The organism is Pseudarthrobacter sp. NPDC080039, from assembly GCF_040702335.1.
Taxonomy (GTDB): Bacteria; Actinomycetota; Actinomycetes; order Actinomycetales; family Micrococcaceae; genus Arthrobacter; species Arthrobacter enclensis_A.
On sequence record NZ_JBFBKY010000022.1, the window covers coordinates 1 to 11,862 of the forward strand.

Genomic DNA, 11,862 nt, shown 5'->3' on the forward strand with positions numbered 1-11,862 from the left:
GACGAACGTGTTGAGCCGGCCGGAGACTTCGGTGACCTGGTCGCCCAGCAGGAACAGGACCTGGTCGATGGCGTGCGAGGCGATGTCCCCCAGGGCGCCGGACCCGGCGGTTTCCTTCCGCAGCCGCCAGGTCATGGGGGCCTGGGCGTCGGCGAGCCAGTCCTGCAGGTACGCCGCGCGCACATGCCGCACGGTGCCCAGCCGTCCTTCGGCGATGAGTTCCCGGGCGAGGGCCAGGGCGGGGACGCGGCGGTAGTTGAAACCGATCATCGACTGCACGCCCCGGGCCCTGGCTTTGGCGGCCGCGGCGGTCATGAGTTCTGCCTCGGCCAGGGTGTTGGCCAGGGGTTTTTCCACCAGCACGTGCTTGCCCGCCTCGAGCGCCGCGATGGCGATCTCGGCGTGCATCCAGCCCGGGGCGCAGATGTCCACGATGTCGATGTCGTCCCGGGTGATCACGGTGCGCCAGTCCGTGGCCGATTCGGCCCAGCCGTACCTGGCCGCGGCCTCTGCCACAGCGGTGGCATCCCGGCCCACGAGGACTTTTTGTTCGAAGGCCGGGACGTCGAAGAAGCTGGCCACGTTCCGCCACGCGTTGGAATGGGCCTTGCCCATGAAGGCGTAACCAATGGCGGCCACGCCCAACGGGCGTGAAGCCGCTCGGGAGGCCCGGGGCTCGGACTGGTGTGCGGGTGTGGTCATGATGCGTTCCTGCGTGCTTCCTGCTGGCTGGGCTGGGTGTGCCGGGTTAGAGGGTGGCCGTTTCCGGTGCCCAGTCCTCGGGGAGGGCGGGGGATGCCGGGGCGCTGCTTTCGACGTTCACGAACGTGCCGGCGTCGATTGATTCGCTGATGGAGACCATCGTGTCCAACACGTGGTACGCCAGCTCGCCCGGTGCGCGGTGCGGAACGCCGGCCCGGAGGGAGCGTGCCATGTCCAGGACGCCCATGCCGCGGCCGTTGGCGGGCCCGGTGGCGGGAACGGTGGTCCAGTCCTCGTCGCCGGCGCGCCAGAGCTTGATGTCGCCCGTGAAGTAGTTGGGGTCCGGCAGCGAGATGGTGGCCTCGGTGCCGGTGATCTCCACGAATCCCATCCGCGTCCGGGGGGACTCGAAGGAGAAGACGCTGTGCGAGGACGCGCCCGACTCGAACTGGGCCATGGCGGAAACGTGCGTGGGCACCTCAACCGTGAACTCCTCGCCGGCCTTGGGGCCGGAGCCGATGACGCGCACGTCCTTGGCCTTGGACCCGACGGCGGCCACCTTGCGGATGGAGCCGAAGGCCTGGACCAGGGTGGTGAGGTAGTACGGGCCCATGTCGAACAGCGGGCCCGCGCCGTGCTGGAAGAGGAACGCCGGGTTGGGGTGCCAGGACTCCGGGCCGGGGGTCTGGAACGTGGTCATGGCGGTCAGGGGAGTGCCGATGTCGCCCCGGCGGATCAGCCGGAGCGCGGTTTGGATGCCCGCGCCCAGGAACGTGTCCGGGGCGCAGCCCAGGCGGATTCCTGCAGCGTCCGCGGTCTTGAGCAGGCCAAGCCCGGACTCGCGGTCCAGGGAGAACGGCTTCTCGGTCCAGACGTGCTTGCCGGCGTGGACTGCTGCGGTGGCCACTTCCACGTGCGCGGCGGGGATGGTGAGGTTGACGATGATTTCGACGTCGGGGTGGTTCAGGGCCTTGTCAACGCCGCCCCATTCCGGGATGCCGTACTCTTTGGCCCGTGCCTCGGCGGCGTCCTCGAAGAGATCGGCGATGACGTGGACTTTGAGGTCCGGGAACGCCGTGAGGTTGTCGAGGTACTGCTTGCTGATCACGCCGGCGCCGATGACACCGACGCCTACCGGGCCGCTGCGGGCCGGGTTGGCTGCGGGGGTGCTCACGCGTTGGCTCCTTCAGTTGCAGTGTTGCTGGTCAGGAAGGCGAGGCTCTGGGCGATGCCCTCGAAGATGTCGCCGCTGTAGTCATCGAACTCCACCACGCCCACTTCCAGGGATTTGGCGGCGGCGATGACGTCCAGGACAGGAACCTTGCCCTGGCCGGCGGGCTGCTGGGCCTTGTTGTCCTTGTTCAGGGGGCCGTCCTTGATGTGGATGAACTTCACCCGGTCCCCCAGCCTGCCCAGGAGCTCCACGGGGTCCTGGCCACCCACGGCCGCCCAGTAGGTGTCCACTTCCAGGACCAGCTCCGGGTCCAGCAGGCTTTCAAAGTATTCCAGGGCGGTCCGGCCCTCGATAGTGGACTCCAGCTCCCACGCGTGGTTGTGGTATCCCACCCGGATGCCGTATTCCGCGCCCTTCTTCGCGGCTGCGTTCAGCTTGGCTGCGGTGGCCTGGATGTCTTCGGCTTTCTGCCAGTGCTCCGCGGGAAGGAACGGGTCGATGACCGTGGTGATGCCCAGTTCCTTCGCAGCGGCGAAAATCCCGTCCTGGTCCTGGCTCATCAGGGGCGCATGGCCCGAGGGCGCGGTCAGGCCGTTCTCTTTCAGGGCCGCACCCAGTTCCTTGGCAGTGGCCACGAAGTTGTACGGCTCAACCTGGGTATAGCCGATCTCCGCCACCTTCCTGATGGTGCCGGGAAGGTCCTCGGAGAGGGCATTGCGGAGGGTGTAGAGCTGCAGTGAGTAGGACATGTATTTCCTTTTGCGGTTTGTGGTTGGTCGTTGGGGTGGGCGGGCGGTCTTCAGCGGACCGTGGTCAGCGTCCTGCCAGCGATCCGCCGATGCCGCCGACGCTGAAGTACTTGTTCAAGGTGGCGAAGACAATGACGGGCGGGAGCATCATCACCACGGCCAGGGCCATGACGGATGTCCAGTCAGTTGCATTCTGCTGGAAGAAGGACTGCACGCCCATGGGGAGGGTGAAGATTTCGTTCGAGCGCAGGAAAACGATGGCCACCAGGTAGTCGTTCCATGCCAGCAGGAAGGCGAAGATCGCTGTGGAGAGGACGCCCGGGAGTGAATTCCGGAGCACCACTTTGGTAAACGATCCGAAGACCGAGCATCCGTCGATCCAGGATGCCTCCTCGAGGCTGGCCGGGATGGAGTCGAAGTAGGCCGCCATCATCCAGGTGGCCACTGTCATGGTGGAGCCCACGTAGATGATGGTCAGGCCCAGGAGGTTGTCCACCAGGCCCATGCCGGCGAACAGGATGAAAAGCGGCACCACGGAGGTGATGATCGGCAGCGACTGCATCACGAACAGCAGCAGCGAGTAGCCGGACACCGCCTTGCTGCGGCCTCGGGAGAGGACGTATCCGGCGGGTGCTGCAACGGCCACGGACACTACTACGGTGGAGAGGGTGGTGACCAGGCTGTTCTTGAGCCATGTCGCGGCCAGGGTCTTGGAGAAGACGTTGGCGAGGTTTTCGAACGTGAGCCCGGTCGCGGTGCTGTTGGGTCCGGGCGTGAAGGCCAGCAGCACGGTGACCATGATGGGCACCAGCACGATTCCAGTGATGATGAGGATCGCGGCGAAGCGCCACCAGCGGCCCCGCTGGCCGGCTTCGGAGAGGACTTTGCGGCGCTTGCCGACGTCAACGCCCAGGCTCGGGCCGGACTCGGGATGGGCGTGAAGGACTGCGCTCATTATTCGACGCTCGACTTTCGGATCTGGCGGTACAGGATGACCGAGATGACCACCAGGGTCATGGTCATGAGGAAGGCGATGGCCACGCCGGGCCCGGTGGCGAAGTCCTGGAACACGGTCCGGTAAGCAAGGACCACCAGGGACGTGGTGGCATTGACGGGGCCGCCGCCGGTGAGCAGATAGATCGTGGGAAAGTCGTTGACGCAGAAGATGGTCATCAGGATCCAGCTGATGTAGGTGGAGCGTGCGATCAACGGCAGGGTGATCTGGGTGAACTGCTGCCAGCGGCTGGCGCCGTCCATGCTGGCTGCCTCGTACACCGTGGTGTCCACGGAGGCCAGGGCGGCCGAGATCATCATCATCATGAAGGGGAAGCTGACCCACACCTTGAACACCATCACGGTGACGGCGGCCAGGGTGGGATCGGCCAGGAAGAGCGGGGTGCCCATGCCCAGGTTCCGGAACAGCGAAGGAATCAGGCTGTCCGGGGTGGCCACCAGCCAGTTCCAGGCGGTGGAAGACACCACGATGGGCACCACCCAGGGCAGGAGCAGCAGGACCTTGAAGGTGCCGCCGCCCGGGATCTTGGTGCGCAGGAGCAGGGCCAGGCCCAGGCCCACCAGCCAGGATCCGAAGACCCCCACGATGGTGAACCACAGCGTGAACTGCGCTGCCTTCCAGAACGCCGGCGAGGTCAGGACGGTGGCGAAATTCTGGCCGCCCACGAAGTTGCCGGTCTGCAGCAGGTCCCCGTCGTGCGTCGCCTGCACGGCGGCATAGACCAGAGGGTAGCCGTGGATCAGGACAAGGAGGACCACGGAGGGGAGCAGGAGCCAGAAGAACGTCCTGGTGGCCTGCGCGGACAGCTTGCTCTTGCGTTTCCCGGGGACCGTCCCGGTCCCGCCAGGTGCAACCCCGCGGCGGGCCCGGGCCAGGCCGGACTGGGTGGTGGTGCTGGACATGGGCGGTCCGTCCTACTTCTTCAAGACGGATTCGAGGCCCGACTGGAAGGTCTGCAGGGCAGTCTTGGCATCTGCCTTGCCGGTGATGATGGTCTGGCTGAACTGGTTGAGTGCCTGGCCGCCGTCGAGCGCAGCCAGGTTGGCGTTGAGTGTGCTGCCCTGGGCAGCAAAAGTCTTGGCGATGGGCTGCCATTCCTTGACGATCTTCACGTTGTTGGGGTCGTTTGCGAACTCGGGCATCTCGGTGATGGACTTGAAGACCGGCAGGGCGGACATCAGCTTCTTCTGCCACAGCTGCTTCAGCTGGCCCAGGTAGTACACCAGGAATTCCTCTGAGGCGTCCTGCGACGGGGTGTTGGTGTACATCATGATGTTGTTCGGGAACACGATGGTGGCTTTGTCGCCGTGCGGCCCGGTGATGGGATCGGCCACCATGAGGTCTCCCGACGTGTCGCCGACGCGCTGCGGCACGTTGACCTGGAACAGGCCGTAGCCTGCCTTTCCGTCCTTCCACTGCGCTGACATGTTGTCCGTGGTGTAGCTGACGGCAGCGGGGTCGATGATGCCGTTGGACACGAGTTCCAGGACGAACTCCATGGCCTCGACGTTCCGGTCATTCATCAGGTCCAGCTCGCCGTCCTTGTTCCAGACACCGCCGCCGTTGTTGACCATCATCATGATCATGGAGTGGTTGGCGTAGTTGTTGCCTGCTCCTGCGCCGGTGGTGAAGCCAAACGCGCCGACCTTCTTCAGTGCCTTGCCCGCCTCCAGCAGGGACGGCCAGTCAGTGGGGAGTGCAACGTTTGCCTTGTCGAACAGGGACTTGCGGTACCAGAAGACGCGCATGTCCAGCTGCCACGGGACGGCCACGTAGCCCTTGGCCGACTTGAAGGGGTCCAGCACGCCGGGCAGGAAGTCGTCGAACTGGCCGTTGGCCTTCAGCTTGTCGATGACCTTGTCCGCGTAGGCGATCTGGCCCTGCTGTTCGAACTGGAAGGCCTGGAAGCCGCCGCCGGTGGAGACGGCCGGGCCTGTCTTCGAGGCGATCGCTGAGGAGAAGGTCTGGTAGAAGTTGTTCCACTGGATGATCTGGTAGCTCGCCTTGGCCCCGTTGGCGCCGGAGAAACCTTCCGCGATGCCCTTGGCGGCGTCATTGTAGGCCGGCGTTGCCCAGGGCATGTCCCAGAACTTGATGGTGCCGCCCGCTCCGCCTCCGCCGCCCTGCGATGCCGAGCCGCCGCCGCATGCAGCGAGGAGGGGTGCTGCGGCAGCGGCAGCCGTCAGGCCCAGGAAGCCGCGCCGGGAGAAGGAACGGCGCTGTTCGGAAGTTGCGTTCATGATGTGTCCTTTCGGGACCGTCCTGGCCTGCGCCGGTGGTGCGGTCCTGCTCATCGTCGAGAGTGGAGGTGGGACTGGACTGTGCTGCGGGGGTGCTTGTTCGGTTGCGTATCGGAGGGGCTGGTTACGGGGCGGCGAGGGTTGCGTAGAGGTCGGTCAGCCGGGCGAACCCGGCCAGATCGTCTGGACGGGTGCCGGCGTGAAGATGTTCCTTCAGGCGCCGCCACGCATACCGGTGGGCGGATTCGTAGAGGGTGGGGAGCAGGAGTTCGCCGTGCGCCCCCGTAACCCGGACTTCGGCGGGCCACGCTGCGTCCGGGTCGGGAACCTGGACAGCTACCCCGCCGTCGGCAGTGTAGAGGCGGATATCGACGCCGGCCGGGCGGGCAGCGGTGAGCACGCCCTGGGCGGTGAAGGGGGCGCCGTTGCCAAGTCGGCCGCCCACGGTGTATCCGGCGGCATTGCCGTTGAGCAGTGCCACGCCGTCGAGGGGGCCGCACACGGCCAGCAGCGCGGCCAGGTGCTCGCCCAGGATCCGCTGGGGGTCGCTGCCTGGAGCCGCCGTCGCAACGCTGTCCAGCAGGGACGCAGTGCCAAGTGCGCTGCGCACCGCGTCCCGGGCGTCCGGGTCCGCGGCTTCGCCCACCAGTGCGGGATTGGAAGCCCAGCGAAGGTCAAGGACGACGGCGGTACCTGCGGCACCTGCCGCGGCTGCCAGTTCCGAGGTGTCCTCGGGAACCGGGTTGGCCACCACAATGCCCCGGGCGCCGGAGCCGGTCGCGGCAGTGGCTTCGGCGGTCCAGCCGGATCCGCCGGCGATGACCACGACGTCGGCACTGCCTGCCCGGTCCTCCGGGGCTGGTCCGAACGTTGCGGGCAGGGATGCCATGGTCTGGGTGACGGCTCCGCCTGCCACGGCCCCGGGGTTTGCCCAGACGGTGTAGTGGCCGTTCATGCCGAAGCTCCTGCTTTGTTTGCGGCATCTGCGTGCAGTGCCGCCGCACCTGCCACCGTGGCATCCGCGATGGCGAGGGCGAATGTAAGGTCGTCAATCAGCGCCTGCGCGGAGGGAGCCGGCCGGGTTCCCCTGGCCAGTTCAGCCAATTCGCGCCACTCGCCCTCGTAGCCGTTGTGGCCGTAGGGACCGAAGACCGTTCTTTCGGTGCCGCTGCCACGCGAGAAGGCAGCGACGGCGGAGCCCGCCTGGACGTAGGACGGCGTGAAGTCGATATGCAGTGCCGTGTCGTCCGCGATTGCTTCGAACGACCATTCCGGCTTCCAGGTGCTGTTCATGACGGCCCGCAGTTCAATCGTGCGGCTTGGCGTGCGGAGCGAAATGGCGTAGCCGAACGGGCGGACGTGAAATACGTGGAGGAGCTCGACCTGCTGGAAGTCCGGCGTGAATCGGCGCACCAGGGGCAGGTCGTGGATTGCCAGGCCCATGACGCCGCCCTGCAGCGCGGTTTTGATGACCTCGATGTCCGAGTAGTCGGGCTGGGCGGCGGTGGGGCGGGTGATGATTTCAGTTGCGAAGTCTTCGAAGCGGGCATTGGGCGGCAGGACGATGGAGGACCGGATGGTGTGCACCTGCTCCGGAAGGTCGCCCCAGTTCTCTTCTGCCGCGAGCCAGCCGGGATCGAAAGTGTGCATGGCCCCGACGATGATGGGTACGCCGGTTTCAGCGCTGACTGCGGAGATGCGGGCAGCTTCCTCCCCGCTCATGGCGAAGGGTTTCTCGCAAAGAACTGCCTTCTTGCCTGCCCGGCAGGCGGCGATGACCTGGTCTGCATGGAATTGATGGGGGCTGCAGATGGCCACGATGTCCACAGCCGGGTCACCAAGAAGGGTATCCATCCCGGTGCTGGATGTTGCGCCGACGCGGGCTGCAACGGAGGAGGCCACCGCCGGGTCCACATCCATGATGTGCCGCACCTCGAGGATGTCCTGAAGCCGGGCCAGGGCCGGGAGATGGATGGCCTGCGTGACCGGGCCGGCGCCGAGAATGCCGACGCCGAGGAGCCGGTCTGCTGGCGCTGCGTGGTGTGACAAGTTCAATTACCTCTTTGTAAGCGGACTCTGTTGTGGCGGGATCAGTCCCGTGAATGCCTGCTAGCGGAATGACGAATGTGCCGTGAATCACAACGTAGAGGCACTTTTGACGCGCGTCAAGCAAAAGTTGTTTGTTGCGCATCGTTCTTTTGCCGTGATGACAGCACCAAGTAAGAGTGTTATGACTTAGACATGACTCAAGCCACGGGGAAACAGGCCCTTAAAGACGCCGACGTCGGCAGCCTGTCCCGCGCCGGCGATCTTTTCCAACTGCTGCGCGACGGCAGGGCGCGCACCCGGGCCGAACTCGCGTTGACCACGGGACTGGCCCGCTCAACCGTCGCTTCCCGGATTGATGCGCTGATGCTCTCCGGCCTGGTGGGTCCCGCAGGCGAGGCGCTGTCCAGCGGCGGCAGGCCGCCGTCGCGCTTTGCCTTCAACCCCTCCGCCCGGCTGGTGCTTGCCGTGGACGTGGGCGCCACCCACGTGATCGTGGCGGTCACTGATTTGGGCGGGAAGATCCTCGCAGAGCACCGGCTTGAACAGCAGGTGGCCGATGGGCCCGAGGCAGTGCTGGACCAGGTGGTGGCGCAGGGCAAGGAACTGCTTGGCTCCGTGGGACGGGGGGTTGGCGAACTCGCCGGGATCGGCATCGGACTCCCCGGACCCGTGGAACATGACACCGGCAAGCCCGTAAAACCACCCATCATGCCGGGCTGGGACGGGTTCGATGTGGTCAGCTACGTCCAGCGGTCCCTCCCCGTCCACGTGCTGGTGGACAACGACGTGAACATCATGGCCCTGGGGGAGCAGTCCGCCCACTGGCCGGAGCACAACAACTTTTTCTTCGTCAAGGTGGCCACCGGCATCGGCTCCGGCATCATCAGCAACGGCGAACTGCAACGCGGTGCCAACGGTACGGCGGGCGACCTGGGACACGTCCAGGTGGCGCGGGGCGCGGATATCCTCTGCGCCTGTGGAAACTATGGGTGCCTGGAGGCACTCGCGTCAGGTCCCGCCGTCGCGCGTTCCCTGCGGGAGCACGGACTGGACGTGGCAAGGGGCGCCGACGTGATCCGGCTCGCCGCAGACGGCAACCTGCAGGCCATCCAGGCCCTGCGCCAGGCAGGCCGGGACATCGGCGAGGTGCTGGCTTCCGTGGTCAACCTGCTCAATCCGTCAGTCATTGTGGTGGGCGGCAGCTTTGGGGAGACGGGGGAGCACGTGGTGGCCGGCATCCGCGAAGTGGTGTACCGGCGCTCGCCGCCGCTGGCCACCTCGCACCTGCGCATCAGCGTCTCCCGCGCCGGAAGCCAGGCTGCCGTACTGGGGGCAAGCCAGCTGGTCACCCAGTACATCCTGTCGCCAGCCGTCATCGAAGCGACCCTGGCCGGGGCCGCCGCCGGGTGACGCAGGGGATTCCGGCGCCACCCGGGGAACCTAGGCTTCCGCGTCGGGCTCCGGCGCCTCGGTCAGGATCAGTGCCGTTCCGCCGTAGGCTGGCAGTTCCAGGAAGAAGCTGTGCAGGTCGTCCACCTGCCCCACGGTCTCGCCGCTGAACAGGTCCTGGACGTTGGCGCCTGACGGCAGTTCGTTGGACTGGATGCTGCCGGCGATGTCCTGGCCGGAGAAGTTCAGTGCCGTGACCTGAAGGGCTCCGTCCTTGAGCCGGTTGACCAGCACCAGTGCGCCCCGGTTCGAGACGTCCGGAACGTCGAGCAGGGTGCCGGTGGCAATCCCGTTGTCTTCACGCACGGCAAGGATCCGCTGCAGCCGCCTGGCGAACGAGTCCGGGTCCTTCAGCTGTTCCGGCAGCGGCCCGTAGAGGCTGCGTGCCCGGGGCATCCCTGCCGAGGAGGTGGTGGCGTCCGGGCTGGTTCCCATGAGGTCGTGGGCGCCGCGGTTGATCCAGCGCGTATCACCCTGGGAGGTGAGTTCGCGGACGCTGCTCCGGTCCAGGGCCAGGATGCCGGTGAGGTCCCAGCCGGAGAGGGCGAAGACGCCGGGCTGCAGGGCGTTGTACATGGCCAGGAGCAGGTGGACGTCCCTGATCTGCGTTTCCTGCTCCGGGGTGATGTCCGCCGGGTCCTTGATTCCCAGCGCGGCCATGATGAAGCTGACCGTGGTGCAGGCAATGCCGTTGGTGGTGAAGACGGCGTTGTAGGGCCCGTTCTCGCCGGTCAGCCGGTCCCGGAGGGTCTGCTGGATCTGCTCTGCAAGCTGGGCTCCGGTGAGTTCCTCGCCGTTAAGCTCGAACATTTCGTCCCGGTGCCCGGCGGCGAAGTGCAGGAGTTCGTAGGTGAGCTCGTCATGGTTCTGCAGGGCATGCACCAGCGAGGCCTGGTCGACGCCGATTTCCAGGGACAGCCGCAGGGTCAGCCGCAGGAATTCGGTATCCGCGGTGACCAGCGAGTAGTGGTACGCCGGGCGGGTGATGAAGTCGTAGGAGAGGTCCGGCCCGGAATCCGAGGTTGCCTTGATGTCGTCAATGGTCAGGTTCAGCTCCTGGAAGGAGAATCCGCCCACCTTGCGGATCATGGAACCGATGAGCTGGTTGGCGGCCTCGGAGAGCGGGTGCCCTTCGGACCAGCCGGGCTGCTCCTCGGCGCTCTTCTCCACCCCCAGGAAGCCGTTGGCGTCCAGGCGCAGCGCCCCGGTGCCCAGGTCCACCAGCGAGTGCAGGGCGTCGCCCACCACCAGGCGCATTCCTGCGAAGGTGGGGTCCAGCCAGTTGATGGAGGGCTGGCCGGCCTTGAAGTAGTGCAGGTAGACCCAGCGGCGGGTCTTGCCGGTGGTGTCCACGATGGGGCGGGTGACGCTCCAGTTGGTTTCCTTGACCCCGGGTTCGTAGAAGATGACGCGCTGCAGCCGCCCGATGATGTAGCCGGCCTTCTGCAGCGCCTGCTCCGAGTCCGGGCTGAGGTTGACTGAATCGGCGCCCTCGGGAACATCCGGCAAAAGGTGCCAGTCCTCTTCCGGAATATCCACCATGTGGTAGATTCCGGGGTAGTCCCGGAAGTTCATTTCGGCCAGGCGGAAGTCCGCGCCCTTGCCGGTGTGGCCGGGGACAATGTCATCGATAACGGTGCCGTCATGCTCGGCGGCAACCTCGCACATGCGGCGGAACTCGTCTTCCGTGCCGAAGACCGGGTCGATCGCCATGCTGATGCGGTCGAAGTGCCCGTCCACGCTGGGCGTGTGCGACCAGCCGCTGATGCCGCCGGCAAGCTTCACGGGGCCGGTGTGGATTCCGCGGATGCCGATTTCACGGAAGGCCTTCCACATTTCGGGGTCGCCCAGGGCGGAGAGGAATGACTGGCCGGTCGGCGTGATGAAGGACAGGGGATAGGCGGTGAACCAGACGGAAGCGCGTTCGACGGCGGCACGCGGGTTGGGGTGCGCGTACGAGTTCTGCCACATGCTGGCCTGTCCGGACAGCTGCCGCGCCAGCGTGTTCGCGTCCCCCAGCATGGCCTGGTTGCGGAGCCACTCCACGTACGCGGCGTTCCGCCCGTCGAATTCGAAGGACGGCTTGCTGCCTACGAACTGGCGCCGCCGTGCGATTGGCCGCAGTGCTTTGGGCCGGGCCGCGAAGAATTGCTCGTCGAAATTGACGTCCAGTTCCGTGGCCTGCTCCGCAGCACCCGCGTCCAGTTCCGTGGCTTGCTCCGCAGCACCCGCGTCCACTTCCCCATTTACTGCGTCTGCATCCGCTTCCGAAGTGTGTTCGCTGGTGCCCGGCTCCCGCATTAGCTCCTCTTTCCGTTGCTCGTTTCCGTGCTGGCATGGATGCTTCAAGACCCCCTTGCCCAGGGACAGGTACCCAGGCGGGCAGGGAGTATTCGGCGTTCCCTCTCCCGATGCTACTGCGCAGCGATGCCGGTGGAAGGGACACCGGCGCGCCGCTCCTCCCTAAGCTGCCAAAACCCCCTT

10 protein-coding genes are annotated in these 11,862 nt (G+C 66.2%); 1 reads left to right on the forward strand and 9 read right to left on the reverse strand.

The window, feature by feature from the left end:
* From AB0313_RS17765 to AB0313_RS17800, 8 genes are all read right to left on the reverse strand, one after another.
* The coding region (locus AB0313_RS17765; RefSeq protein ID WP_366307168.1) for a Gfo/Idh/MocA family oxidoreductase at positions 1–702 on the reverse strand (702 nt) is incomplete at its 3' end.
* A gap of 46 nt (positions 703–748) precedes the next feature.
* Positions 749–1,876, reverse strand: coding sequence for a Gfo/Idh/MocA family oxidoreductase (locus tag AB0313_RS17770; protein WP_141944553.1), 1,128 nt, complete (start codon positions 1,874–1,876; stop codon positions 749–751).
* Complete coding sequence (locus AB0313_RS17775) at positions 1,873–2,625, reverse strand: sugar phosphate isomerase/epimerase (RefSeq protein ID WP_141944551.1); 753 nt, start codon at positions 2,623–2,625, stop codon at positions 1,873–1,875. The genes AB0313_RS17770 and AB0313_RS17775 overlap by 4 nt, the downstream gene beginning before the upstream one ends.
* Before the next feature lie 64 nt (positions 2,626–2,689).
* Positions 2,690–3,580, reverse strand: a complete 891-nt coding sequence (locus AB0313_RS17780) for a carbohydrate ABC transporter permease (protein WP_141944549.1) — start codon at positions 3,578–3,580, stop codon at positions 2,690–2,692.
* A complete protein-coding gene (locus AB0313_RS17785) occupies positions 3,580–4,542 on the reverse strand; it encodes a sugar ABC transporter permease (protein WP_141944547.1) in 963 nt (320 codons plus the stop codon). The genes AB0313_RS17780 and AB0313_RS17785 overlap by 1 nt, the downstream gene beginning before the upstream one ends.
* 12 nt (positions 4,543–4,554) lie before the next feature.
* Positions 4,555–5,880 (reverse strand): extracellular solute-binding protein, encoded by a 1,326-nt coding sequence (locus AB0313_RS17790; protein WP_141944545.1) that lies wholly within the window; start codon positions 5,878–5,880, stop codon positions 4,555–4,557.
* Positions 5,881–6,004: 124 nt separating this feature from the next.
* The gene (locus AB0313_RS17795; RefSeq protein ID WP_366307172.1) at positions 6,005–6,835 is read right to left on the reverse strand and encodes a hypothetical protein; all 831 of its coding nucleotides are present in this window, start codon (positions 6,833–6,835) and stop codon (positions 6,005–6,007) included.
* The gene (locus AB0313_RS17800; RefSeq protein ID WP_366307174.1) at positions 6,832–7,935 is read right to left on the reverse strand and encodes a Gfo/Idh/MocA family oxidoreductase; all 1,104 of its coding nucleotides are present in this window, start codon (positions 7,933–7,935) and stop codon (positions 6,832–6,834) included. The genes AB0313_RS17795 and AB0313_RS17800 overlap by 4 nt, the downstream gene beginning before the upstream one ends.
* A gap of 186 nt (positions 7,936–8,121) precedes the next feature.
* Here AB0313_RS17800 and AB0313_RS17805 point away from each other — a divergent pair, with 186 nt between their 5' ends.
* Positions 8,122–9,339, forward strand: a complete 1,218-nt coding sequence (locus tag AB0313_RS17805; RefSeq protein ID WP_141944541.1) for an ROK family transcriptional regulator — start codon at positions 8,122–8,124, stop codon at positions 9,337–9,339.
* Positions 9,340–9,369: 30 nt separating this feature from the next.
* On the opposite strand, the gene treS is transcribed toward AB0313_RS17805, so the two are convergent.
* Positions 9,370–11,679, reverse strand: a complete 2,310-nt coding sequence (treS, locus tag AB0313_RS17810; RefSeq protein WP_141944539.1) for a maltose alpha-D-glucosyltransferase — start codon at positions 11,677–11,679, stop codon at positions 9,370–9,372.
* Between the last annotated feature and the right edge of the window lie 183 nt (positions 11,680–11,862).

Bases quoted from the DNA above. Each gene is read 5' to 3' on its own strand.
- AB0313_RS17775 (WP_141944551.1), bottom strand. From the start codon at position 2,625: ATGTCCTACTCACTGCAGCTCTACACCCTCCGCAATGCCCTCTCCGAG.
- AB0313_RS17785 (WP_141944547.1), bottom strand. From the start codon at position 4,542: ATGTCCAGCACCACCACCCAGTCCGGCCTGGCCCGGGCCCGCCGCGGG.
- AB0313_RS17790 (WP_141944545.1), bottom strand. From the start codon at position 5,880: ATGAACGCAACTTCCGAACAGCGCCGTTCCTTCTCCCGGCGCGGCTTC.
- AB0313_RS17805 (WP_141944541.1), top strand. From the start codon at position 8,122: ATGACTCAAGCCACGGGGAAACAGGCCCTTAAAGACGCCGACGTCGGC.
- AB0313_RS17795 (WP_366307172.1), bottom strand. From the start codon at position 6,835: ATGAACGGCCACTACACCGTCTGGGCAAACCCCGGGGCCGTGGCAGGC.
- treS (WP_141944539.1), bottom strand. From the start codon at position 11,679: ATGCGGGAGCCGGGCACCAGCGAACACACTTCGGAAGCGGATGCAGAC.
- AB0313_RS17780 (WP_141944549.1), bottom strand. From the start codon at position 3,580: ATGAGCGCAGTCCTTCACGCCCATCCCGAGTCCGGCCCGAGCCTGGGC.